At 58.0% G+C, this 24,975-nt stretch carries 23 protein-coding genes and 1 tRNA gene; 18 read left to right on the plus strand and 6 right to left on the minus strand.

Annotated features, from left to right (window positions below; translation table 11 throughout):
• Positions 1-63: 63 nt before the first annotated feature.
• From ACTJLA_RS14330 to ACTJLA_RS14370, 9 genes are all read left to right on the plus strand, one after another.
• Positions 64-1,032, plus strand: coding sequence for a hypothetical protein (locus ACTJLA_RS14330; RefSeq protein ID WP_089042767.1), 969 nt, complete (start codon positions 64-66; stop codon positions 1,030-1,032).
• Between the two features lie 78 nt (positions 1,033-1,110).
• Entirely contained in the window at positions 1,111-1,731 is a 621-nt protein-coding gene (locus ACTJLA_RS14335) for a transglycosylase SLT domain-containing protein (RefSeq protein WP_034127075.1), read from the plus strand.
• A gap of 223 nt (positions 1,732-1,954) precedes the next feature.
• On the plus strand, positions 1,955-2,299 hold the full coding sequence (locus ACTJLA_RS14340; RefSeq protein WP_034127076.1) for an FKBP-type peptidyl-prolyl cis-trans isomerase: 345 nt from the start codon (positions 1,955-1,957) through the stop codon (positions 2,297-2,299).
• 11 nt (positions 2,300-2,310) lie between these two features.
• A complete protein-coding gene (locus tag ACTJLA_RS14345) occupies positions 2,311-2,910 on the plus strand; it encodes a GNAT family N-acetyltransferase (RefSeq protein WP_089042766.1) in 600 nt (199 codons plus the stop codon).
• 650 nt (positions 2,911-3,560) lie between these two features.
• Positions 3,561-6,266 carry a magnesium-translocating P-type ATPase gene (mgtA, locus tag ACTJLA_RS14350; RefSeq protein WP_314544676.1) on the plus strand — a complete coding sequence of 902 codons (2,706 nt, stop codon included), beginning with the start codon at positions 3,561-3,563 and terminating at the stop codon, positions 6,264-6,266.
• Positions 6,267-6,429: 163 nt separating this feature from the next.
• On the plus strand, positions 6,430-7,146 hold the full coding sequence (locus tag ACTJLA_RS14355) for an MgtC/SapB family protein (protein ID WP_003190369.1): 717 nt from the start codon (positions 6,430-6,432) through the stop codon (positions 7,144-7,146).
• 288 nt (positions 7,147-7,434) lie between these two features.
• Complete coding sequence (locus ACTJLA_RS14360; RefSeq protein ID WP_034127079.1) at positions 7,435-8,061, plus strand: response regulator transcription factor; 627 nt, start codon at positions 7,435-7,437, stop codon at positions 8,059-8,061.
• 6 nt (positions 8,062-8,067) lie between these two features.
• Positions 8,068-11,682 carry a transporter substrate-binding domain-containing protein gene (locus ACTJLA_RS14365; protein WP_314544669.1) on the plus strand — a complete coding sequence of 1,205 codons (3,615 nt, stop codon included), beginning with the start codon at positions 8,068-8,070 and terminating at the stop codon, positions 11,680-11,682.
• A 134-nt stretch (positions 11,683-11,816) separates the two neighbouring features.
• Positions 11,817-12,239, plus strand: coding sequence for a chemotaxis protein CheY (locus ACTJLA_RS14370; protein WP_314544665.1), 423 nt, complete (start codon positions 11,817-11,819; stop codon positions 12,237-12,239).
• A 124-nt stretch (positions 12,240-12,363) separates the two neighbouring features.
• On the opposite strand, the gene ACTJLA_RS14375 is transcribed toward ACTJLA_RS14370, so the two are convergent.
• Positions 12,364-13,443, minus strand: a complete 1,080-nt coding sequence (locus tag ACTJLA_RS14375; protein WP_314544662.1) for a 3-deoxy-7-phosphoheptulonate synthase — start codon at positions 13,441-13,443, stop codon at positions 12,364-12,366.
• Between the two features lie 828 nt (positions 13,444-14,271).
• Here ACTJLA_RS14375 and ACTJLA_RS14380 point away from each other — a divergent pair.
• Together ACTJLA_RS14380 and ACTJLA_RS14385 are read left to right on the plus strand one after the other, a co-directional pair.
• Complete coding sequence (locus tag ACTJLA_RS14380; RefSeq protein WP_440841459.1) at positions 14,272-15,021, plus strand: carbon-nitrogen hydrolase family protein; 750 nt, start codon at positions 14,272-14,274, stop codon at positions 15,019-15,021.
• Positions 15,022-15,468 carry a GNAT family N-acetyltransferase gene (locus tag ACTJLA_RS14385; RefSeq protein WP_057978354.1) on the plus strand — a complete coding sequence of 149 codons (447 nt, stop codon included), beginning with the start codon at positions 15,022-15,024 and terminating at the stop codon, positions 15,466-15,468.
• A gap of 35 nt (positions 15,469-15,503) precedes the next feature.
• Here ACTJLA_RS14385 and ACTJLA_RS14390 read toward each other — a convergent pair whose 3' ends face one another.
• Positions 15,504-15,743, minus strand: a complete 240-nt coding sequence (locus ACTJLA_RS14390) for a DNA-binding protein (protein ID WP_082423322.1) — start codon at positions 15,741-15,743, stop codon at positions 15,504-15,506.
• 82 nt (positions 15,744-15,825) lie between these two features.
• Here ACTJLA_RS14390 and ACTJLA_RS14395 point away from each other — a divergent pair, with 82 nt between their 5' ends.
• The 6 genes from ACTJLA_RS14395 (at position 15,826) to ACTJLA_RS14420 (ending at position 20,324) form a co-directional block, all read left to right on the plus strand.
• Positions 15,826-16,191, plus strand: a complete 366-nt coding sequence (locus ACTJLA_RS14395; RefSeq protein WP_054895748.1) for a helix-turn-helix domain-containing protein — start codon at positions 15,826-15,828, stop codon at positions 16,189-16,191.
• A gap of 151 nt (positions 16,192-16,342) precedes the next feature.
• On the plus strand, positions 16,343-16,984 hold the full coding sequence (gene gacA / locus ACTJLA_RS14400; protein WP_003190387.1) for a response regulator transcription factor GacA: 642 nt from the start codon (positions 16,343-16,345) through the stop codon (positions 16,982-16,984).
• 1 nt (position 16,985) lies between these two features.
• On the plus strand, positions 16,986-18,809 hold the full coding sequence (gene uvrC, locus ACTJLA_RS14405) for an excinuclease ABC subunit UvrC (protein ID WP_019821446.1): 1,824 nt from the start codon (positions 16,986-16,988) through the stop codon (positions 18,807-18,809).
• Between the two features lie 32 nt (positions 18,810-18,841).
• Positions 18,842-19,402 carry a CDP-diacylglycerol--glycerol-3-phosphate 3-phosphatidyltransferase gene (gene pgsA, locus ACTJLA_RS14410; protein WP_003190391.1) on the plus strand — a complete coding sequence of 187 codons (561 nt, stop codon included), beginning with the start codon at positions 18,842-18,844 and terminating at the stop codon, positions 19,400-19,402.
• Between the two features lie 60 nt (positions 19,403-19,462).
• Positions 19,463-19,538, plus strand: a tRNA-Gly gene (locus tag ACTJLA_RS14415).
• A 498-nt stretch (positions 19,539-20,036) separates the two neighbouring features.
• On the plus strand, positions 20,037-20,324 hold the full coding sequence (locus ACTJLA_RS14420; RefSeq protein ID WP_052199959.1) for a hypothetical protein: 288 nt from the start codon (positions 20,037-20,039) through the stop codon (positions 20,322-20,324).
• A 71-nt stretch (positions 20,325-20,395) separates the two neighbouring features.
• Here ACTJLA_RS14420 and ACTJLA_RS14425 read toward each other — a convergent pair whose 3' ends face one another.
• Together ACTJLA_RS14425 and ACTJLA_RS14430 are read right to left on the minus strand one after the other, a co-directional pair.
• Positions 20,396-20,746: a DUF3085 domain-containing protein gene (locus ACTJLA_RS14425; protein WP_198715208.1), complete on the minus strand. Its 351-nt coding sequence runs from the start codon at positions 20,744-20,746 to the stop codon at positions 20,396-20,398.
• A 238-nt stretch (positions 20,747-20,984) separates the two neighbouring features.
• On the minus strand, positions 20,985-21,215 hold the full coding sequence (locus ACTJLA_RS14430) for a plasmid related protein (RefSeq protein WP_314544638.1): 231 nt from the start codon (positions 21,213-21,215) through the stop codon (positions 20,985-20,987).
• Between the two features lie 1,488 nt (positions 21,216-22,703).
• Between ACTJLA_RS14430 and ACTJLA_RS14435 the strand changes: the two genes are divergently transcribed.
• Positions 22,704-23,222, plus strand: coding sequence for an Hcp family type VI secretion system effector (locus ACTJLA_RS14435; RefSeq protein ID WP_236453205.1), 519 nt, complete (start codon positions 22,704-22,706; stop codon positions 23,220-23,222).
• Between the two features lie 84 nt (positions 23,223-23,306).
• On the opposite strand, the gene ACTJLA_RS14440 is transcribed toward ACTJLA_RS14435, so the two are convergent.
• Both ACTJLA_RS14440 and ACTJLA_RS14445 read right to left on the minus strand, forming a co-directional pair.
• Positions 23,307-23,537, minus strand: coding sequence for a hypothetical protein (locus ACTJLA_RS14440; protein WP_314544635.1), 231 nt, complete (start codon positions 23,535-23,537; stop codon positions 23,307-23,309).
• On the minus strand, positions 23,537-24,973 hold the full coding sequence (locus ACTJLA_RS14445) for a hypothetical protein (RefSeq protein WP_294204549.1): 1,437 nt from the start codon (positions 24,971-24,973) through the stop codon (positions 23,537-23,539). Before ACTJLA_RS14445 ends, ACTJLA_RS14440 begins: the two co-directional genes overlap by 1 nt.
• Positions 24,974-24,975: the final 2 nt, after the last annotated feature.

Consider the following 24,975-nt stretch of genomic DNA (forward strand, 5'->3'; position numbering starts at 1 on the left):
TTCGCCACACTCACACCCATCAAGGCGCATTGCCTTGCTCCTCAATTTGAAAAGGACCTTTGTATGACCACTGTCTATGAAACCAATCGATCGCTGTTTCGAGTGTCGTGGAGCTCGGTACTGGCCGGTAGTGCAATCGCACTGGTCACCTACCTGGTCTTGAGTGTGTTGGGCACCGCCATTGGCGCCAGTGCCGTTGACCCGATGGAAGCGGGCAACCCGTTGAGCGGTTTTGGCACGGGTGCGGGTATCTGGCTGTTTGTATCGACACTGGTCGCCATCGCGTTGGGCGCGTTCGTGGCCGGCCGCACCGCGCCGGATCGTGGCGGCCTGCATGGGGTGCTGACCTGGACCTTGACCACCTTGCTCACCACTTGGCTGTTGGCGGGCCTGGCTTCCAGCGTGGTCGGTACGGCCGGCAACGTGGTGGGTAAAGGTCTGTCTGCTGCGGGCAGTGGCATTGCTGCCGCCGCGCCGGGGATTGGCAATAGCATCAAGCAACAGTTGAACGAGCAGGGCATCGAGTTGGACTGGAACAGCCTGCAAGGCCAACTGGATACCTTGCTCAAGCAGAGCGGCAAGGCTGAACTGGACCCTGCCAATGTCGAGCAGAAAGCCGATCAGGCAGCTGTCGATGGCAAGCAGTCGGCTACCGATGCAGCGACCAATCCTGCGCAGGCCGGTGATGAGCTCAAGCAATGGTTCGAACGTGTGAAAGCGTCCGGCGAGCCAGCATTGAATGCAGCGGATAAAGAGGCGCTGGTCAACATCGTCGCGGCCCGCACTGGCAAGAGCAAAGAAGAAGCCACGCAGATCGTCGACAACTATGCCCAGGCTTATCAGCAAGCCATGCAAAAGGTTGATGAGCTGAAAAAGCAGGCTGAACAGAAAGCCCGTGAAGCCGGTGAAGTCGCTGCCAAGCAACTGTCCCGCGCGGCCTGGAGCACCTTGGCCATGCTGCTGTTGGGTGCGGCGTTGAGCTTCTTTATTGGTCGTATCGCGCTGACTACCCGTCGCGTGCCTTTGGCTTAAAGATGTCTGCGGCAAGGACGCCGCCGGTGTGAAGGGGTAAAATGCTGGCATTTTACCCTTATCCCACAAAGGTGACCCTTGAGCGCAGGCAAAGCCGTCGGACTGTTATTACTCACTTCCCTGTTGGCTGCGTGCGGCACCTCGCCGCCACGCACGCCCAACGACCTCTGCGGTATCTTCCGCGAAAAAGACGACTGGTACGACGCCGCCAAGGTCACGCAAAAGCGCTGGGGCGTACCGATCCAGGTGCCGTTTGCCATCATGTATCAGGAGTCGGGCTTTCGCCACGACGCCAAGACCCCGCGTAAATACCTGCTGTGGATCATCCCATGGGGCCGCGTCTCCACCGCTTCCGGCTATGCCCAGGCCAAGGATGAAGTATGGAACGACTACCGCAAAGCCACCGGCCGCAGCGGCGCTGATCGCGAAGACTTCGACGACGCGATCGACTTTATCGGCTGGTACATGGACAAGACCTACACCATCAACGGCGTCTACAAATACGATGCCTACGGCCAGTACCTGAACTACCACGAAGGCTGGGGCGGCTACCGCCAGCGCACCTATGCCAGCAAAGCCTGGCTGCCGCCGGTAGCGAGCAAGGTACAGGCGCGTTCGCAGATGTATGCGCGCCAATATGCCGGGTGCAAGGATGAGTTGGGGCGCGGGTTCTGGAGCCGGTTCTGGCATTGGTTGTAAAGGGTCGACACGGCGACCTCTGAATGCATGCAGATTCAATGTGGGAGCTGGNGCATTGACTGACACACCGCCTTCGCAGGCAAGCCAGCTCCCACATTGGATTCTGACGCGGCTGTATGCATTCCAGCGAACGGTCCACCATCACGTTGGCCATTTCCCTGCACTTGCCAAACCCCTCCGATTCTGGGAAAACCCCAGCCTTTGACCCTTCAATGAGAACCCCATGAGCAACGACGAACTGCAGGTCACCGACATCCGCCTGGGCGACGGCAAAGCCGTGGTCAAGGGCGCGCTGATCACCACCCAATACACCGGCACCCTGGAAGATGGCACGGTGTTCGATTCCTCCTGGGAGCGGGGCAAACCGTTCCAGTGCGTGATCGGCACTGGCCGCGTGATCAAGGGGTGGGACCAGGGCTTGATGGGCATGCAGGTTGGCGGTGTACGCTCGTTGTATGTACCGGCGCACCTGGCCTATGGCGAGCGCTCGATGGGCGCGCATATCAAACCCAACAGTAATCTGCGCTTCGAAATTGAATTGCTGGAAGTGCTGACACGGGATGATTGAAGAGGTTGAACATGGACGTTGATCCACAGGTGTTGCCTGGCAGTTTCCTCGAAGGCATTCGGGTGGTTGAGCTGCTTGGCTGCGATGAAGCTGAGCTGCAGCAGTTTTTTGAACAGGCGCCGGCTTACTTCATCGCGGTGAATGGCGAACCGGCTACCCCGTCCGAAGCACGGGAAGAATTACGCGGCCAATTACCCGCCGGCTGGCATTGCAGCCGCCTGTACTGGCTGGGTTACCGAGATGCGCAGGGCCACCTGGTCGCCGTGGTGAATATCGCCGCGGATTTGCTCGCCACCGGGGTGTGGCACATCGGGTTGCTGCTGGTGCATGCGCGCTGGCACGGCAGCGGGCTGGCGCAGCGCTTGCACGCGGACCTTGAGGCCTGGGCGGTGGCGAAGGGCGCCCAGTGGCTGCGGCTGACGGTAGTGGTGGGCAATACCAGGGCCGAGCGTTTTTGGCCCAGACTTGGCTATGTACAGGTGCGTACCCGCGAGGGCATCACGATGGGTCGGCAGGTGAATAAGGTGTCTATCCAGGTAAAGGGTGTTGCCAGCGTGAGCATTGAAGACTACGTGGCGTTGGTTGAAAGGGATCGACCTGATACGCCATAGCCAGGGATGTACATCAATCCCAGGTAGACGCTGATCGAGCTGACGCACCGCGATCCAAATGTGGGAGCTGGCTTGCCTGCGAAGACGGCCTGACAGTCAACACAGTTGGACCGTGTACATATCCATTCCTGCGGTAACGGCTACTCAGGGTTCCGCTTTTATAGCGGCTCACTTTTGAAAAGCCGGACTGCCGGCCCAGACAAAAGTAAGCAAAACGCTCTTTCCTGAACCCATCCTGAAGAATCTTCTTATTCACCAAGCTGGCACTTTCCTACGGTTTACTCCGCCAACATCGGGGCGTAAGCTTCGCGCGTTTTCATCAATAGCGGAGACCCTCAGTGGGTACTTGTTCGAGTGACAGTCGTCGGCCGGTTTCGGTAACCGGCCTCTACTTGGCAAGGTAACGCGCATTTTCCAGATGCCGTTGTCTCGCCTCATAAAGCGAGAAGCGGCATCCCGGCGGTGGCCACTCCTGGCAACTGCCTGATTCCCTCTCATCGACGCTGACCAGCACCTGGGTAACGCCTGGATGCTACGGACGTGCCTGCCTGTTACGGCGGGCGGGCCAGGTTCGGCTGTGCCTGTGTGACGGGCGCGGTGTGGACGGGCAGTACCTGCACGACGGTTTTTCCTCGCGCAGGAGTTACACCATGAACCTCACTTTGCTCAAAGAGTTCTTCGCCGGTTTCCTGCGGACCCGGCATATCGCCCGGCATTTTCGCCGCCTGGCGATGCTGGAAACCGTGACCGATGCCAGCGTCAGCCGCGAAGTACCGCCCAGCCTGGCGCAGACACTGGTGGCCTCTGCCAACCGCAGCACTGTGCAATTGCTGTGCGTGCTGGGCAGCCACGCCGAGGGCTTGAGCACTCAGGAAGCCGACGCCCTGCGCGTGCAATACGGCCTTAACGAAGTCGAGCACGAACAGCCGCTGCCGTGGTGGGTGCACCTGTGGCATTGCTACAAGAATCCGTTCAACCTGCTGCTGACCCTGTTGGCGGTGATCTCTTGGCTGACCGAAGACATGAAGGCCGCCACGGTGATTTTCTCCATGGTGGTGCTCTCGACCCTGTTGCGCTTCTGGCAGGAGGCCAAGTCTAACAAGGCCGCCGACGCCTTGAAGGCCATGGTGAGCAATACCGCGACGGTGCTGCGCCGCGAGTCTGCCAAGCGCATTGAACTGCCGATCAAGCAACTGGTGCCAGGCGATCTGATTGTATTGTCGGCCGGCGACATGATCCCCGCGGACTGCCGCGTGCTCAGCGCCAAGGACTTGTTCGTCAGCCAGGCGGCGATGACCGGCGAATCCATGCCGGTGGAAAAGTTCGCCCACCAGCAGGACGCCCACACGCGCAACCCGCTGGAGCTGGAGAACATTCTGTTTATGGGCACCAACGTCGTGTCCGGCGCCGCCACGGCGGTCATCCTCGCCACCGGCAACAGCACGTATTTTGGTGCCTTGGCGCAACGCGTCACGGCGACGGACCGTGCGACCACCTCGTTCCAGCAGGGGGTCAACAAGGTCAGTTGGTTGCTGATTCGCTTTATGTTCGTGATGGCGCCGCTGGTGCTGTTCATCAACGGCTTCACCAAGGGCGACTGGACCGAGGCGTTGCTGTTCGCGCTGTCGATTGCGGTAGGCTTGACCCCGGAAATGCTGCCCATGATCGTCACCTCGACCTTGGCCAAGGGCGCGGTGTTTCTGTCGCGCAAGAAGGTCATCGTCAAGCGCCTGGACGCGATCCAGAACTTCGGCGCCATGGACGTGCTGTGCACCGACAAGACCGGCACGCTCACTCAGGACAAGATTTTCCTGGCGCGCCATGTGGACGTGTGGGGCCAGGAGTCGGACGACGTGCTGGAAATGGCCTATCTCAACAGCTACTACCAGACCGGCCTGAAAAACCTGTTGGATGTGGCCGTGCTCGAGCATGTGGACATCCATCGTGAGCTGAAAGTCGGTACCGCGTTCCACAAGGTCGACGAGATCCCATTCGACTTCAACCGCCGCCGCATGTCGGTGGTGGTGGCCGAGGAGCACCAACCGCACCTGTTGATCTGCAAAGGGGCGGTGGAGGAAATTTTGTCGGTATGCAATCGCGTGCGTCATGGTGACGTCGATGAGGCACTGACCGACGAACTGCTGGCGCGCATTCGCCAGGTGACCGCGGCCTTTAACGAAGAAGGGCTGCGGGTGGTGGCGGTAGCGGCGCAGCCGATGCCGGCAGGACGTGACACCTACACCCTGGCCGATGAAAACAACCTGACGCTGATCGGCTACGTGGCGTTTCTCGACCCGCCCAAGGAAAGCACCGCGCCCGCCCTCAAGGCCCTGAAGGCCCACGGCGTGGCGGTGAAAGTGTTGACCGGCGACAACGAACTGGTCACGGCGAAGATCTGCCGCGAAGTGGGCCTGGAGCAACAAGGCTTGCTGATGGGCAACGACATCGAGTCGATGAGCGACGCCGAACTGGCCCTGGCCGTGGAAACCACCAATGTGTTTGCCAAGCTCACGCCCAGCCACAAGGAACGCATCGTGCGGCTGCTCAAGGCCAACGGACATGTGGTCGGCTTTATGGGCGATGGCATCAACGACGCTCCGGCGTTGCGCACGGCGGATATCGGGATTTCGGTGGACAGTGCGGTGGACATCGCCAAGGAAGCGGCCGACATCATCCTGCTGGAGAAGAGCCTGATGATCCTGGAGGAGGGCGTGCTGGAAGGCCGGCGCACCTTCGCCAACATGCTCAAATACATCAAGATGACCGCCAGTTCGAACTTCGGCAACGTGTTCTCGGTGTTGGTGGCCAGTGCCTTTATCCCGTTTTTGCCGATGCTGCCGATGCACCTGCTGGTGCAAAACCTGCTGTATGACATCTCGCAGATTGCGATTCCGTTCGACAACGTCGATGACGAGATGCTTGCCACGCCGCAACGCTGGCAGCCGGGGGAAGTGGGGCGCTTCATGTTGTTTTTCGGGCCGATCAGTTCGATCTTCGACATCACCACGTTCGCACTCATGTGGTATGTGTTTGATGCCAACACTCCAGACCACCAAACGCTATTTCAATCCGGCTGGTTTGTGGTGGGGCTGCTGACCCAGACCCTGATCGTGCACATGATCCGCACGCCAAAAATCCCATTCCTGCAAAGCCGCGCAGCGCTGCCGTTGATGTTGATGACCGGCGTGATCATGGCCGTGGGGATATTCCTGCCGATGGGGCCTTTGGCGCACTACTTCAAATTGCAGGCGCTGCCGTCGCTGTACTTCGTGTTCCTGCCGGTGATTTTGCTGGCGTACATGGCGCTGACTCAGGCAGTGAAGGGCTACTACATTCGCAGGTTTGGCTGGCAGTAACAGGTTCCATGCAACATCGCAAATCCTGTGGGAGCCGGGCTTGCCCGCGATGACGGTGTATCAGTCGCCAGATTCATTGGTGGTGTACCGCTATCGCAGGCAAGCCAGCTCCTACAGGGACCTGCGAGTTACCAATGTGCCGCTGCATTCATGGAGATTTCTTATGCAGGCAATCAACAACATCAACCTCAACTCCCTGGTCGACACCGTGGTCAGCCTCAGCGCTGCGTTTATTCTCGGTGGCCTCATCGGGTTCGAGCGCCAGTACCGCCAGCGCACCGCCGGCTTACGTACCAATGTGCTGGTGGCGGTGGGCGCGGCGATCTTTGTCGACATGGCCAACCGACTGGGCGGTGCGGAAGGCGCGGTGCGCGTGGTCGCTTACGTGGTGTCGGGCATTGGCTTCCTGGGGGCGGGTGTGATCATGCGGGAGGAGGGCAATGTGCGCGGGCTCAATACGGCCGCCACCCTCTGGGCTTCGGCCGCGGTGGGTGCCTGCGCCGGCGCCGACCTGATCCTCGAGGCGTTGCTGGGCACGCTGTTTGTGCTGGCGGCCAACACCTTGCTGCGGCCGATCGTCAACAACATCAATCGTCAGCCCTTGGACGTGGTGTCGGCAGAGGTCACCAATATCCTCTATGTCATTGCGCGCCGCAGTCAGCAACAGGCCGTGATGGTGTTACTGGAAGCCGAGTTGGCACGCTGCAACTACCCTGCCAGCGACGTCGACGTGCGACCGTTCGGCAGTGACGAAGTGGAAATCGAGGCCATCCTGGCCGCCACGTCGGTGGATGGCGACGAACTGGACGCGCTGGTGGCGCGCCTCTCAACGTCAACCCTGGTGGTGCAGGCCTTCTGGAGTCCGAGCACCACCGACTGATCCTTAGGGGCTGGCCAGGATTGGCTAAGCTTGCATGTGGAAAAATCCTACATGTTGTCCGGATTATCCCTTCGGTTGAAACATCATTGCATTGCTAAAGTTGGGTACTTGCGGCTGTTGCGCCGTTGAGGCCCGGCGTTCGTCGCTCTGTTGAGTTAATTGAAAGGGCCAGACACTGCTTGGTTACCGCTTCAAGGAAGCAGTGCCGCTTGTCGGAACTGTCATTTCTCACAGGTACCCAGGTCCGGCGTGATGTGTAAGGGTATTTTGTCCACATAAGGAAGTTTTATGAGCAAAGCATTAATTGTGGATGACCATCCGTTTATCCGGGCAACGGTCAAACACCTCCTGCAATTGGAGGGGTTTGATGAGATTTTTCAGGCGGGGGATGGCGCTGACGCCATGCAGTTGGCGAGGGAGCAACGTCCCGAGCTGATTATCCTCGACCTGGCGATGCCTAAATTAGGCGGGTTGGAGGTTATCAGCCGCATCAAGGCGTTGGGCTTGCCGTGCAAGATTCTGGTGCTGACCTCCTACCTGGCGGTATTTTTTTCTACCCGTTGCATGCGTTCCGGTGCGATGGGGTTCGTCGCCAAGACCGGTGAGCTGGATGAGCTGCAAAAGGCTATCAAAGCGATCATGTCGGGCTACAGCTGCTTCCCCAGTTTGCCGACCAGTTCGGTGCGCCGCGATGATCTGCAAGAAACGGAACGGCAGATGATCGAGTGCTTATCGGACCGTGAGTTAACCGTATTGCAAATGTTGGCCCTGGGGCTGGGCAACAAGGAAATTGCCGAACAGATGCTGCTGAGCCACAAGACCATCAGCACTTACAAGACTCGACTCAAGGAGAAGTTACGCATGTCTTCGGTAGTGCACTTATCCAAGTTTGCCCAGCGCAACCATCTGATCTGAATTGAGATGATCACCACCGCGTTTATAAGGTTCGCCATGATCTTCTGGATGAGCCTGTTACCTCAGATCGCGGTGGCCCTGGATGAGCCCCATGCTTTGCGGCTGTTGGGGCACTCACGTATTGACACCCCGCAGGTAGCACTGGACGAGTCTGATTGGCGCTGGCTGCGCGAGCGGCGCACATTGTTGATGGGGGTTTCTGCTCCCGATTACGCGCCTTTTGACTTGACCAATAACAACGACGAGCTCGAAGGTATCACCGCCGATTTTGCCGCACTGGTGGGTCAGGCCCTGCATATCTCCATAGAGGTACGGCGTTACGATACCCGCGATGAAGTGATCGAAGCCTTGAAGCAGGGGGGCGTGGATTTTCTCGGTTCCGCCAATGGCTACGAAGCGGCCGACCCGCAACTGCTTTTGTCTCGCTCCTACGCCAACGATCAACCGACCCTGGTGACTCGCAGCGGCGATAGCCAGGTGTTGAACGACGACCTGGCGGGCAAGCGTGTAGCGATGCTGTATCACTATATGCAGCCCGACGCCGTTCGGGCGTTTTACCCCCAGGCCCAATTGGCGTTGTTTGCCTCGACTTTCGAAGCCATTGGTGCCGTAGCGTTTGGTCGCGCCGACGTCTATTTGGGGGATGCTATCAGCAGCAACTATCTGATCAATCGCAATCACCTCAACAATGTACGTATGGCGGATTTTTCCGGCTTGGAAGTCAACCCGTTTGCGTTTGCCGTCGCCCGCGAAAATACACGTTTACTGCCCATTCTCAATGCCGCGCTGGAGGCGATTCCCGCCAGCGAGCAGATGGAAATCCTGCGCCGCTGGAGCGGAGGTAACCTGGGGATAATCGGCGTTGACCGGTTGCATTTGAGTGCCAGCGAACAACGCTGGGTGCAAAAGAATCCAAGGGTCAGAGTCGCGGTACTCAATGACTTTCTACCGTTATCTTTTATTGGTGATCAAGGCCAGTTCGAAGGGTTGAGTGCCGAGGTACTATCGCGTATCAGCTTGCGTACCGGCTTGAAGTTCGATGTGGTCCCGGGCGGCTCATTGCCGCGCCAGATCAATATCGTCAGTGCGGGTACGGCGGACATGCTGGCGGTCGTCACGCCTAGCGCGGAGCGTGCTGAAAAAGTGCGCTTTACCCGGCCCTACCTGACCAATCCCTTTGTGCTGGTAACCCGTAACGGTCCCCACAGCCCGCTCACGCTGGAGGACATGGTCGGCAAACGCCTGGCCATGGTGGTCGGCAATGGCCTGCATGAAGACATAGCGAAAAATTTTCCAGGTGTGATGTTTGTCGACGTGGAGAACCCCCAGCAAGCCATGGCGCTGGTGTCCAATGGTGACGCCGACGGCGCGGTCAACTCGTTGATCAGCGCACGTTATCTGATCACCCGGTATTACCGCGACCGCTTGCGTGTCAGCAGCACGGTTGGCATTGAGCCTGCACGCGTGACCTTTGGGGTAAATCGCAGTCAGTTGGAGCTGTATTCGATCCTCGACAAGGCGCTGCTGAGCATCACCCCTCAGGAAATGGACGAACTGATTGGCCAGTGGCGTAGCGAGGTCATCATCGAGGACAGCTATTGGTTGCGTTATCGTAATGTGATTCTTCAGGGCTTTGGGTTGGCGGCGTTGTTGTTGGCCATCACGCTGGGCTGGGCGATTTACCTGCGCAGCCTGATTCGCAAGCGCCTGCAGGCCGAGCGAGCGCTGAGCGATCAGATGCGGTTCATGAGCGTATTGATCGACGGCACGCCGCACCCGATTTACGTGCGTGATCGCCAAGGGCGACTGATGGCCTGCAATAACGCCTACCTCGACGTGTTTGGCTACAAACTTGAAGACGTGATCGGCAGGACCGTAGTGGAAACCGACATCGAAAACCCGCCACAGGCCCGGTCGTTTCATGACGATTACCTGCGCTTGATGGCCGGCGGCGAGCCGCAGATTCATGATCGAATCCTCAAGGTGCCCAATGGCGATGTGCTGACCATTTACCAGTGGATGCTGCCGTATCGCGACGGCGACGAGAAGGTGGTGGGCATGATTGCCGGTTGGGTCGACGTGAGCGAGCGGCACCGGCTGCTCGGCCAGCTACAGGAAGCCAAGGACGATGCCGACGCCGCCAATCGCGCCAAGACGACCTTCCTGGCAACCATGAGCCACGAGATCCGCACGCCGATGAACGCCGTGATCGGCATGATCGAACTGGCCTTGAAAAATGCCGAACAGGGGCGGGTCGACCGCGATGCTCTGGAGGTGGCCTCGGTGGCTTCGCGGGGTATGTTGGAGCTGATCGGCGATATTCTCGACATAGCGCGGATCGAGTCCGGGCATTTGTCACTGACCCTGGAGCCCGCCAACCTGCATGAGTTGTTGGCGTCGGTCGCACGCGTGTTCGAGGGGCTGGCCCGAGCCAAGGGGCTGGCACTGCAGGTTGAGCTGGACCCGTTGATTGACCAGGCGGTGCTGGTCGACCCGCTGCGATTCAAGCAGGTGGTCTCCAATCTGCTAAGCAATGCCATCAAGTTCACTCCCCATGGGCAGGTCAGTTTGGTCGCGCAGGCGGTGGTCGAGGACGATCGCTTGGCCGTGCAGTTATGGGTGCAAGACACCGGCATCGGAATCAGCGTCACCGACCAGCAGCGGTTGTTCAGTGTGTTCATCCAGGGCAGCAATAACCAGCAATCGGCACGCAGCGGGTCTGGGCTGGGGTTGGTGATCAGCCGCAGCCTGTGCGAAATGATGGGCGGCCAATTGCACTTGAGTAGTGTGTTGGGGCACGGCACTCGGGTGGACGTGACGTTGACCCTGGTCATGACCGCCACGCTGCCGGCCCCGATTGAGCCTGTGCAAGAGGCTGCGCCTGAAGGGCGCGCGCTGAGCATTCTGGTGGTGGACGACTACCCGGCCAACCGCTTGCTGCTGGCCCGACAGTTGAGCTTTCTGGGCCACCGTATCATCACGGCCGAAGACGGTGTCCAAGGGCTTGAACAGTGGCGAACGGGGCAGTTCGACGGCGTCATTACCGATTGCAACATGCCATTCAAGAACGGCTATCAGCTGGCCCAGGAGATTCGCGCACAGGAGCGTGAGCGGGGTCTGGAGCCCTGCCTGTTACTCGGGTTCACCGCCAACGCCCAGCCGGAGGAGGCCGAGCGCTGTCGGCAGGCTGGCATGGATGGCTGCCTGTTCAAGCCAACCGGGCTTGACGACTTGCGGGCGGCATTGGCGTCGCGTTCAGTTGGCACGAGCCCGCGACCCTTGGTTACCTTCAACTTGAGCACCCTGGTTGCGCTGACCGGGGATGATCATGCCGCGCTGGTCGAATTGCTGGCACCGTTACTCGAAAGCCTGGAGGCGGATCGTGCCTTGCTGCCACGGCTGGCAAGCCAGGCAGACTTTGCCAAGTTGCACGACCTGGCTCATCGTGCCAAGGGAGGCGCGCGGATGGTCAAGGCCAACCCATTGATCAGTGTATGTGAGGCGTTGGAGGCAGCGTGTGAACAGCGGGACCGCCAGGCATTGGGACCAGCGGTTGCAAGCGTGGGTGAGGCGATCGATGTTTTGCATCATGGCTTAAGCGCTTATTGCAATCAGCTCTGACTGTGGTTGATCGCCTTTCGGAGGATTTGGGAAAGTTCTTACATGAAGGGGGAATATGCCTGATTTTTTCGTCGGCATATGTCTGGAAAATGGGCGACGCTCACTGTCGAGCACTGCCTGCCCAGGGGTTTGCCATGCCGAACAAAGCATTGACCATCCTGATTGCCGATGAACAGCATCTGCAACGCCTGTACATCGAGAAAATGCTCAACCAGTTGGGCTATTACCGGATCGTGCCGGTGCAAACGTTCGAGGAGTTACGGATTCTCACCGCTATTCCTGCCGACCCATTCGATGTGCTGATTATCAATGCGGCGCTGATGGCCCAGGCTTACGAAGCTCAGCCTCAGGTGCGTCATGTGCTGGTCTACGATCACCTGGATCTGGGTGCGCCTTGCGGTGTAACTCCGGTAATGCGGGTGCGCCTGCCGGGCGTGCCGGACAACGTCAATCTTGAACATTTCATGGGCATCGTCGACCCCTCGGAGGTCTTCCACGGCCTGCGAGTGTTGCCGTGGCTGCGGGAGTTATCCCGCATGCCGGTGGCCAGGGCCTAGCCGCGTCCCTTAGGGAGCTTGCCCCCGCTGGGGCGCGAAGCGGACCCGCTTTTTGTCTAAAATGACGGGGCCTGCACCCCGTCCAGCGAGAGCAAGCTCCCTCCCGGATTTTGATTTTCACCGATCAGTCGGCTTTGCGGTGTTCCCGCAACTGCTCAGCGGCACTGCGTAACAACTGCTCGGTCCCGTCCCAACCCAGGCAACCATCGGTCACCGAAACGCCGTATTTCATCGACGCGCTCAGCGGCTGGCAGCCTTCGAACAGGTGACTCTCAAGCATCATGCCGACCAGCGAGGTATCACCTTGCAGGCGCTGCTCCAGCACGTCATTGAATACCGCCGGTTGGCGCAGCGGGTTCTTGCCGCTGTTGGCATGGCTGCAATCGACCATGATTCGCGCCGCCACCTTGGACTTGGCCAGGTCGTGCTTTACGCCGGCCACGCTTTGCGCATCGTAGTTGGGCCCACGGTGGCCGCCGCGCAGCACCAGGTGGGTGTCGGGGTTGCCGGGAGTCTGGATGATCGCCGGGTGGCCCTGGCTGTCCACGCCGAAATGGCGATGCGGGTGAGAGGCTGAGCGCATCGCATCGCAGGCAATGGCGACGCCACCGTCGGTGCCGTTCTTGAAGCCCACGGGCATGCCCAGGCCGCTGGCCATTTCGCGGTGAATCTGCGACTCGGTAGTGCGTGCGCCAATGGCGACCCAAGTGAGCAGGTCATCGAAGTAGCCGGCGGCCATGGGTTGCAGCAACTCGGTGGCCACCGGCAGGCCCAGGCGCAGCATTTCACGCATCAGTTCGCGGGACAGGGTCAGGCCGGCGGCCATGTCATCGCTGCCGTCCAAGTGTGGATCGTAGGCCAAGCCTTTCCAGCCCACAGTGGTGCGCGGTTTCTCGACGTAGGCACGGATCACCAGCAGCATCTGGTCGCTGACTTCAAGCGCGAGCTTCTTCAGATTGCGCGCGTATTCCATGGCCGATTCCGGGTCGTGGATAGAGCACGGGCCGACAATCACCAGCAAGCGTGAGTCTTCGCCATTGAGGATGGCGCGCACGGCTTGGCGATGGGCGTGGACTTGTTCGTTGAGGAACGGGCTGAGCGGGAGTTGGTGCTTGAGTTCAAGAGCGCTGGGCAAACGCTGGGTCAGGGCTTCATTGGCGCTGTTGAGGGCAGAGACGGGCAAAGCGGCGACGGAGGAGTTCATATTCAAGGCTTCCTGGGCAAGCGGCGGGCGATTCCCGCACGCTTGGCCTACTGGGGTGTTCGACAATTGGCCGTATCGGCTACGTGTGTTGGCTTGCCACCACGGGGTGACCGGTCGGAGGCGGCAGGCTGTCCCGAACGGAGCTGGCTAAATCGCCATGCAGTGCAAGTGTCGTAGCGGTAATAGGTGGCGTAGTTCATGGTGTGATTCCTTTAAGTGAGCGTGAAAAACAAGTTATCAGGCGCTGAAAAAACAAAACCCCCGGTCGGGGAGCCGACCGGGGGTTTAGATTTCTCTGGTAGGCGACCCCTTGAGTAGTGGGCGCCGATTTCAGGTATCAGGCGCGCCAGTGGCTAAACCAATACCCAAAATAAAAGCCGGCCAGTGCGCTCGAACCGTTCACACGGATAGCCGACACCGAGCGCAAGGCGCTGGCAGCAGGGCAAACCTGAGTGTGGGTGAGTGGCAACATGGGGCTCTCCAAATGATGGGGGGAGCTTACTAGAGGCGTGCGGGTGGGTTCAATCAGTAATTTCTATTGCGTGGCAGTACTTACCGCTATGGGCATAGGTATCTACACAACTTTGCTGCGACGCTGGACCTGTGGCGAGGGAGCTTGCTCCCGTGACGGCCTGACAGCCGGCGCTGACCTGGCTGAGGCACCGCGATCCAAATGTGGGAGCTGGCCTGCCTGCGAAGACGGCCTGACAGTCAACACAGTTGGACCGTGTACATATCCATTCCTGCGGTAACGGCGATACCTATGCCGCTATGGGGTAAGTGTGGATATGCTGACGGCTCTCAAACAATGATTGCCAGGACGCGACCATGACTGCCTTGACCCTTGCTGCGGCGCAAACCGTTTCCATCCCGGGCGATATCGCTGCCAATATCCAGCGGCACCTGGCGTTGATGCGGGCCGCGGCTGAACAGGGCGTGCAATGCCTGGTGTTTCCAGAACTGTCACTGACAGGCTACGAGCCGTTCCTGGCGGTCGACCTGGCCATCGACCCGCAAGACGCCGTGTTGGCCCCCCTGCGTGAGCTGGCGCGGGAGCTGCGGTTGATGGCTGTGGTGGGCATGCCGGTGCGCTTGGCGCCAAAAACAGGTGTGCTGATCGGCGCGCTGGTGCTTGAGGCGGACGGTTCAGTAGGCGTCTACACCAAGCAGCATCTGCACCCCGGCGAAAAGCTGGCATTTGCTGCGGGGCAGGGCGGCGAGCCTCTGGAATTGGCAGAGGAGCGCATCGCGCTGGCGGTGTGTGCGGACTTTTCCCAGGCCAGCCATCCACGCCAAGCGGCGGCAGCGGGCGCCACGGTGTATGCCGCAAGCGTACTGATCAGCGAGGCAGGCTACGCGGCGGACAGTGTTTTGCTTGAAGGCTATGCGTCCCAGCATGGCCTGTTGGTACTGATGGCTAACCATGGTGGCCCGTCCGGAGGCTGGGCTTGTGCGGGCCGCAGTGCAATTTGGACCGCCGATGGCAACTTGCTTGTTGCCGCCCCCGGTGTCGGCGACGCGCTGGTGATCGCCCGTCGCGATGGCGGGCAGTGGACCGGCCAAGTGGTTGCCCTCTGAATGAGGTTTCATTTGCGCCGGGCCACCGAGCAGGACTTGCCGTTTGCCCGCACCCTGACCCAGCAGGCCATGAGCTATTACTACCGTCAGAACGGTTTGTTGTGGTCCAACGACGGCTTCGACGTGGCCTGGGCGGGCCGCGAGAACTGGCTGATCTGCAACGATGATGGTGTCATGGGCTTTATCAGCCTGAGCCGCGACGGCAAGGCCCTGTATATCCGCGAGCTGCACCTGCTGGAATGCTGCCGCAAGCAGGGCGCGGGCACATGGGTGCTGGAGCAAATGGCGCTCAAGGCACGCGTCGAGGGCCTGGGCTTTCTACGTTTGACGGTGTTCAAGACCAACCCGGCAAGAAGGCTGTATCAGCGCCTGGGGTTGAGCATTGTCGGTGAAGAGGATGGCTTCTGGCGGATGGAGCGTGAGTGTCGCGCACTCACATCGGACTAAAACAGGCACGTCCTACAAATAAGCGCATACTGCTGTCAGCTAGTGCTTTGTTCATCGTGGGATTGAGCTTCAGGTTTATCCACGATAACGCCCTCTTTCATGCCCAGAAGTACCGCCACTTTATGGGCTTCTCCACGCCTTCCCTTTTTTCGCCCGGCGAGCACTTGATAGGTGGTTGCCGGGTCTACGCCATGCTCCCGGGCGAATGCTTGAACTGACTTTCCTTGATGTTCCAGCCAGGCCTTGGCTTGTGCAGCAGTACGGATTCCGGGCATAGTTCAAAACCGTTCAAGTTTGTTTAACGAAGTGATGGTGTGACACCTCTTGGGGTGTGCCAATTTAGGATCATACATCCAAATGAGTGGAATCGGTTCGCGCTTAAGGCAAGAAAGAGAGCGACTTGGCCTGTCGCAGAAAGTTTTTGGAGAGATTGGAGGCGTTGAAGCGAACGCCCAAGGCAAATATGAAAGCGGTGGTCGCGCACCCAAGGCCGACTATTTGTCTCGCGTCGCCGAAAAAGGAGTGGATATCCTGTACGTATTGACCGGCAGCCCAACGCCGATCCAGCTGGATAACCTGAGCAAGATCGAAGAAAAAGTGTTGGGCAATTACCGAGCGATGTTCAAGGAAGACCAGGACGCAATCCGTCGCTTGACCAGTACCTTGGCTGAGCATTCATCCGTGGTGAACGGAAAAGCCAAGTCTCACCCCCAGGATTCCTGACCTTTAGCCCAGGAAACAGTGCTGTTCGCCAGCCGGCGAACAGCCGCAGCACGTTGAATCTCTATATATATGACACTTGCAACTAGGTCTGCGCCTTGGTTTTTTGCTAAGGTGTTCAGCAACCTATAAGACCATATCGCGAGGTGTCTGCTTGATTAGGGTGCTAGTAGTCGATGACCATGATCTCGTTCGTACAGGCATTACACGAATGCTGGCTGACATCGACGGCCTGCAAGTAGTCGGCCAGGCGGAGTCGGGGGAGGAATCCCTGATCAAGGCCCGGGAGTTGAAGCCCGATGTGGTACTGATGGACGTCAAGATGCCTGGGATTGGCGGTCTTGGTGCCACGACCAAGTTATTGCGCAGCCATCCGGACATCAAGGTCGTGGTGGTCACGGTGTGCGAGGAAGACCCATTTCCCACCCGTTTACTGCAAGCCGGTGCCGCCGGCTACCTCACCAAGGGCGCAGGCCTGGCCGAGATGGTGCAAGCCATTCGCCTGGTATTTGCCGGCCAGCGTTACATCAGCCCGCAGATTGCCCAGCAATTGGCGATCAAGTCGTTCCAGCCCACCAGCGATTCGCCATTTGATGCGCTGTCGGAGCGGGAAATCCAGATCGCCCTGATGATCGTCGGTTGCCAGAAGGTGCAGACCATCTCTGATAAGCTGTGCCTGTCGCCCAAGACCGTCAATACCTACCGTTATCGTATCTTCGAGAAGCTTGCCATCAGCAGTGATGTTGAATTGACCCTGCTCGCAGTGCGCCACGGCATGGTGGACGCTAGCGCCTGACATGACCACACCGTTTGATCCGAGTGCCTTTCTCTCCACCTGCAGTGGCCGCCCCGGCGTGTACCGCATGTTCGACAGCGAGGCGCGTCTACTTTACGTGGGCAAAGCCAAGAACCTGAAGAACCGTCTGGCGAGCTACTTTCGCAAGACCGGCCTTGCGCCGAAAACCGCCGCCCTGGTGGCGCGTATCGCCCAGGTCGAAACCACCATCACCGCCAATGAAACCGAGGCGCTGCTGCTTGAGCAGACGCTGATCAAGGAATGGCGGCCGCCTTACAACATCCTGCTGCGTGATGATAAATCCTACCCTTACGTGTTTTTATCGGATGGCAACTTTCCGCGCCTGAGCATTCACCGCGGGGCAAAAAAGCAGAAGGGCAAGTACTTCGGGCCTTATCCCAGCGCCGGGGCGATTCGTGAAAGCCTGAGCCTGCTGCAAAAAACCTTTTTTGTGCGTCAATGCGAAGACAGCTTCTACAAGAACCGCACCCGGCCGTGCCTGCAATACCAGATCAAGCGCTGCAAGGCGCCCTGCGTGGGCCTGGTGGAACCTTCGGAGTACGCCGAGGATGTGCGCCATTCGGTGATGTTCCTCGAAGGGCGCAGCAACGCACTCACCGATGAGCTGTCCGGGGCCATGGAGCAGGCCGCCAGTACCCTGGATTTCGAAAAGGCTGCCGAACTGCGCGACCAGATCTCCCTGCTGCGCCGTGTCCAGGACCAGCAAAGCATGGAAGGCGGCACCGGTGACGTCGACGTGATCGCCGCGTTCGTCAACCCGGGCGGCGCCTGTGTGCACCTGATCAGCGTACGAGGCGGGCGGGTATTAGGCAGCAAGAACTTCTTCCCGCAGACCGGTATCGACGAAGACGTGGCAGAGGTCATGGCCGCGTTCCTTGGCCAGTACTACGTCAGCAGCCCTGAGCGCGACCTGCCGTCTGAACTGATCGTCAACGTGGTGCACGAAGACTTCCCCACCTTGATCGAGGCCATCCACGAGCTGCGCGGCCGCGAGCTGGACATCAGCCACCGCGTACGCGGCACCCGTGCCCGCTGGCAGCAACTGGCCGTCACCAACGCCGAACAGGCCCTGGGTGCACGCCTGGCCAATCGACAGCACGTCGCTGCACGCTTCGACGCCCTGGCCGAGGTCCTCAACCTGGACGAGCCGCCCCAGCGCCTGGAGTGCTACGACATCAGCCACTCCAGCGGTGAGGCCACGGTGGCCTCTTGCGTGGTATTCGGGCCGGAAGGGCCGATCAAGGCCGACTATCGGCGCTACAACATCGAAGGCGTTACCGCCGGCGATGACTACGCCGCCATGCACCAGGCGCTCACGCGGCGATTCAGCAAGTTGAAGGACGGGGAGGGCAAGTTGCCCGATATCCTGCTGGTAGACGGGGGCAAGGGCCAGTTATCCATGGCCCGTGACGTGCTCAACGAACTGGCGGTGCCCGACCTGATCCTGCTCGGTGTGGCCAAGGGCACCACGCGCAAGGCCGGTTTCGAGACGTTGTACTTGAATGATGCCGCCCATGAGTTCACGTTGAAGGGCGACTCACCCGCACTGCACCTGATTCAACAAATTCGCGACGAAGCGCACCGTTTCGCCATTACCGGCCACCGCGCCCGCCGTGGCAAAACCCGGCGAACCTCAACCCTGGAAGGGGTTGCGGGGGTTGGCCCGACGCGGCGTCGCGACTTGCTTAAACATTTTGGTGGCTTGCAGGAGCTCTCCCGTGCCAGCATTGACGAAATAGCCAAAGCACCCGGTATCAGTAAAAAGCTCGCTGAATTGATTTATGCCAATCTGCATAGCGAATAGAATGCCTTCTCACCTCGTAGCCAGTTGTGCCGATGAATATCCCTAATCTGATCACCGTTCTACGCGTCCTGCTTATCCCGATTTTCATATTGTTGTTCTATTTGCCGTATGAATGGAGCTACGTCGCCTCCAGTTCGGTATTCGCCTTCGCAGCCGCCACCGACTGGCTCGACGGCTACCTGGCGCGTCGCCTGGAACAGAGCACGCCCTTCGGCGCGTTCCTCGACCCCGTGGCCGACAAACTCATGGTCGCCGTCGCCCTGGTGCTGCTAGTGCAGGAACACGGCAACCTGTGGCTGACCCTCCCGGCCGCCGTCATCATCGGCCGCGAAATCGTCGTCTCGGCACTGCGCGAATGGATGGCCGAAATCGGCGCGCGCGCCCACGTCGCCGTTTCCAACATGGGCAAATGGAAGACGGCCGCGCAGATGCTCGCGCTGGTGATCCTGCTGGCCAACCCGTCGGACTTCTCGTTCTGGGTGCTCACGGGCTACGCCTTGCTGCTGGTCGCGGCCGGCCTGACCCTGTGGTCCATGCTGCAATATCTGCGTGCGGCCTGGCCCCATCTGCGAACCACCGTTGAAAAGAAATAAAACTTTTTTGAATCAAGGGGTTGACGGGTGCTGAGGATTCTATAGAATGCGCATCACCAAGCGGGAATAGCTCAGTTGGTAGAGCACGACCTTGCCAAGGTCGGGGTCGCGAGTTCGAGTCTCGTTTCCCGCTCCAAGCATAAAAGAAAAAGCCACTCTAACGAGTGGCTTTTTTTTGCCTGTGATTTACGGAATAGACGCTAAGGCGTCTTTTTTTGAGTGCAAAACCGTGGGTGCTCAGTGTGATCCGGTAAGACTCAAATTCGTATTGCTCCTGGATTCGCTCAGTTCACCTGTCACCAAGCCTGCTACTGTTTATTCATCTTCCCGGCGCGCATCGACCTTTGGTCACGCGTCACTTCTGGTACCGATAATCCTGAGTCACGGTGGTTTCCAGGCGGTGGACTTGCCCCATCATGCGACAGCAGCAGCTCGCCTTCATCAGCTCAACCCCGACAACCTTCCTATCCTGGCAACTGCTTGAAAAGGCCTCGCTGCGTGATGCGCCCCCCAATGCTCACCCGAAGAAGCTATGAGACATGAGAATTGGACCCCATGAACGCGGTGTTTATACTCAGTGAACCCGCAGTGTGAAAGGGGCAAAAAACACATGGAGCTACACAAGGAGCAAGGAATGGTCTACGGCCAACGGAAAGAAACGCAAACGGGGCGACGATCAACGACTCTTCGCGCTGCCAGCGCGGAATGTTCCGGCGTGCGTCTGCGGGTAGTGCTGTCGGAGTGCAAGATCGCGCCAATGGATTTCGCGCTATTTCTGAAGATCAGCCCCCAGCGGCTGACCAATTGGTTTTCTCGTGGTATCCCACACTCGCAGCTCGATAAGATAGCCAGGCTGCTGAGCGTTAATGCACAGTGGCTGGAAACAGGGGATGGCGAGAAATTCCCGGCGAAAAGCGAGTAGCGAAGCCCTGCGCGAGCACATAGCAGAGAGCCCCCGGCAGGCGGGGGCTCAAGGTCTGATGGTTGATTGGGTTACGGCGTGACGGTCCGCAACATCAGATAGGTCGCCGTGGCGGCCAGTTCCAGATCCTCCTCACCGTTGAGGATGGGCGTGAACGCCTCCGAATGCGGGTCGAAATGTTCCGCGAAATCATCGCCGCCCAGCTCCTTGCGGGCCAACGCCCACCAGTCGTCGAATACGTCGACATCGGGGTTACAGCCCACCGCATAGGCAAGCAACCTCTGGCGGCCATTGGCTTGGCGTTCACCGCGCTCGGCGAGCCAGTAGACGCCCTGGTCCTTGACCAGAATGATGGAACATTGATTGGCGATAGCCTCTGCCAGCACCGGCTTCAGATCGCTGCCTTTGAAGAGCAATGACATGGTGGCCTCCTTGCTACCGCGGGACTCCCCAACCGCAAGCGTGGGCGTCCCTTGGGATGACGGAAGTGATGAAGGGATAACGCGGCCAATGTGCCATTGACGCACCGCGGTCTTGAAGGCGTTGACCGCCTGTGACGTTGCCGGCGATGCCAGCGAACATCGGGTCAGCGTGGTCGAATGCTTGGAGGTGGGTGTCAGTCAAACCGCATCAGGCACATGCCGGTTTTATCGCTGGCGGTCAGTACTCATCCAGCAGGAACACCGCCGTAAGGTTCCGGTCCGCTTCGGTGAAGATACACAGGACCAAGCCGTCACTGGTGGTGTATGACGACAGCAGGTAGCCGCCGAGCTTCAGAGCTGCATCGTTATAGCGCCGATGCTCTGCGCGCACATTGCCCCAATCGCCGCAAATGTGCCGGCGCACATAGGGCAGCGGGTCGAGCAGATCCTCTCGGATCAGGGCGTCCACACAGCGGGAGATGGTCAGGCCACCGAAGGGGAATTAAGGCTGGAGGGTGACGAAGGCGGGCATGGGGAGATGCAAATCCTCCACGGGGATGGGGCTTCGTACTCTAGCAAGGTAGAACGTTTCGGCGGCGAGGTCGCGGTCACAAACACGTGCGTAATGGCATGGCTTGTGGGGGCGGCAGGTATGCTTCGGCTGGGTAGGAAAATTCCATGAGACAGGCTCTTGGCAACGTGTCCAACCCCGCAGGTACTTCATCGTTCGCTGACCCATGACGGTGTCACTATTTATGGGTGAAGGTGTTCGCCTCGCTGGTTTCCTTGACCGCAAACATCAGGCAGCGCACCGCTTCACGATCCTGTTCCGACAAGCAACGGTAGTAATGGACTAGGCGCTCTTCCTCTCGATTGAGCTGTCGGGGCCGCAGGGATGTACCGATGGCGGTACGTAATGAGGGGAAAAGCGAAGTATTTAGCATGATCGAAGTTCTTCATGAGATAAAAGGAGATGTGGGCTTCTTGCCCAGAACAACTGAATACATAACGTTTATTGTAGAAAAGGGCTCGTCATTTTTCGTGACTGTTGGGTATTTCAGATGGGGCCGTCGGAAGTGTTTGGCGAAGGTGTAGGAGCGATCTTTCAAGCCCTATTGAATAGAGGTGCGATTGAGCGGAAAGCCCACCAATCTGGCACCCATCATCAGATTGGCGGTGGGGAGGTACGAGTCTGTCAAAAACGGGACACCTCCTTGAAGGCGCTGGTCAAATAGCGCGTCGCCACCCGGTCGGTTTCCGACAGCGTACGGAAATGTTCAATCAAGCGTGCTTCTTCACTCGTGAACGCACAGTCGGCGCCTCGGCCAGAACACAAAAATCAGTTGTGAAACACTTTTGGTAGCTGGCATGAGCCTCGTCCTTACTTGCGGGGAAAACAACTGATCGTGTGGTGTGTTGAGGCCCGTCTGGGCAAGCAATCAAGGGTATTTATGGTAAGTGTAGAAAGCTGTTCTCGGCCGTGTTAAATATTTTTTACAGGCGGGATTTGCTGTCAAAAAACGCGCTCGGTGTTGGTGCATACGCATGCGATTGACCATGTTCAACCATCGCTGCAACTCAAGTTGATTCGCCCGTCTTTGTAGGGGTATAGACGCTGGCCAGCACCTTGAATGGATGATGATCGTGCAGCTGCTCGAGGGAATTGTCGTATTGCGCTCGCTTTGAGCATTAGCACTCTTGCCTCACCTCTGGCCGAGGGCCCGCCCGGATTCATCAGGGGGGTCAGGCATGCAGGACGTTACACAGGTGGGCTTGGAAAGTTGAGAAAAACTCTGCACAATTTTGAGTGGCCAGAGCTATGTGGTGATAGATGAAAAGATGGGTGTTATTTCAACTTATTGAATTAAAACGATATTTATAATTGGCATTGGTTTTGCACTTCAGATTGGGCACTGGTTCATCTCCCGGTGCTTTCAACCCAATAAGGAGAAGCGCAATGCCAACACCTGCCTATATGATTATCGAGGGTAGCAAGCAAGGAGCGATTACATCCGGTACCTTCACTGCGGATTCGGTCGGCAACATCTACCAGCAAGGCCATGAAGATAAGATTCTGGTTCAGGCGTTTGATCACCAGGTGATCATTCCGCGTGACCCCCAGTCGGGACAACCAACCGGGCAGCGGGTACACAAGCCGTTGATGATCACCAAGGTCTTCGACAAGTCTTCACCGCTGATTTTCAACGCCTTGACCTCGGGCGAGCGTCTTGAAAAATGTCACCTTGCTTGGTATCGAACGTCTGCAAAAGGGCAGCAAGAGCACTATTACTCAATCGAACTGGAAGACGCGATTATTGTAGACGTGAAGTCGCGCATGCCCAACTGCCAGGACCCGGCGATGGCGCATTTTACCCATCTTGAAGATGTGTATTTCACCTATCGGAAAATCATTTGGACCCATGAAATCAGTGGGACGACGGGGTCTGATGACTGGCGGAATCCGGTCACTGCATAACGCTCGTTCTTGTAAGTAAAGGGGAGTGGCTTTACTCGGCCACTGCCCTGCTGGTGAGGTCATGAGCAGTATATATTCTTCATTTTACATTGCTTTGATTTCAGTGATCAGATCCGTGAATTCAGCTTCTGTTAACTCGAACTCGGGCCCTTCTTCCATTGCCATCAACACAAGCAGCGCGCGACGCATAGGGGTAGTGAGCTCTAAGCAATGGTCTTGATGTATTTTGAATGCTGCTTCAGCTATTTTGGTTATATCAAAACCTCTCGCAAGTGTTTTTTCAAGATCGATGGCAAGTTTATTATTTGAGTACATTATTTCCAACTCTCCAGTTCTGCACCTGTTGGTGGGTAGTGCTGCGCCTTCAATGTTTGCCCATTGATGCTTTTGGGGTGAACTCGATTAACGTTGCCTGAATGATCATAGCTTTCCATCCATTGCCTCGTGAAGCCTGTCTTAGGGTTGTACTCTGTGACAAAAGAGGCACCACGTGTAGGTCCTTCTTTTCGAGCTAGCGTTTCCTCATCGTAGTAACGAATTCTGCCATCAGGCAACGTCTTCGTGGTAGCTGCCGTTTGCTGTGCGCTTTGTAATCCTGAAGTTTTAGCTTTTAAAGCAGCTGCGGCATTAACACTTGTGGCATCACTCGAGCGTAGTGCAGGCTTGGACGGGGTGATGTCATCCATAACCAATGGGGCAGGTCGCGGAATGATAACCGGAGCCGCCTCGTTGCCCGATATGCCTCGCACAGTACCATTTGATTTGATCCTGTAGGACCTTAGCCAAGCGCCCAGCTTTTTCAGTACTTCACCAAGCTTTTTCAGAAGCCCCAGGAGCTTGGTAGAAATAGATCCCGCCGCTCTAGCGGCAAGACCAACACCGGCGGTGAATACAATCAGCAATGCAGCCAATACGATCTCGAATACTGCAGCTCCGGCAACCTTCGCCCATTCCCTTCGGTGCTGAGCTTTTACGTAGGTAATCGAAAAATTTTTAAGTAGCTCTTGGCTTGGTGCGTCTTCATAAACGAAGCAAGCGATCTCAAAGGCTTGCGCAAGATCTTCAGGTTTTATTTTTGAAGGATCAAAGCCGAGGGCCTTCACGAGATCGTTTTTCTGTGCCTCTGAGTAATTATTGGCGAACGATTCGACCCAAGATTTTCCATTGCTACTTTTTGCATTCCAAGCAGAAATTGCAGCGTTTGCAAAATGATTGAATGGGTTGATAAGGTCTGACCACGCTTTGGTGTCTTTGATCAGTCCAACGCCACTTAAAAAGAATCCACTCACGGCGCTGCCGGTTAGATCAAGAGCATTGCTGAACGCACTCTGCTGGTCTTGAATTTTCTGTAGCGCAGCAGCCTCGGCTTCCTCGTGTTTAATAATTGCGTCAAGCGCGTCTTTGAGTTCCTGTCGGGCTGTGGTGAGCTTTTGCTCATCAAAATTCTGAAGCAACTCAGCTTTATATTCGCCGGGTGGAGCTTCGCAAAACAGATCTTTACCATTCGCAAGTTTGTGGATTGTCGTCTCGCCCCCGATCGTGAGATGACAATCTATGTTCGGGTCCAATCGTTCCCCGTTACTCCACTCGTAGATGTGGCCAATGTGCTTGTTTTTGTCAGGTTTTCGAGGCGCTTGATCCTCGCAATCAAACTGCCTTTGCACAAGCGGCACGTGTGGGGGGAAGCTATTCGGCTGTGTCGGGCTGCAGACCCCTGATGGCGTCAATTTCCTTGAGTTGTCGCTGCTCATCG

This window comes from Pseudomonas sp. 22072, from assembly GCF_052046095.1.
Lineage (GTDB): Bacteria > Pseudomonadota > Gammaproteobacteria > Pseudomonadales > Pseudomonadaceae > Aquipseudomonas > Aquipseudomonas paracarnis.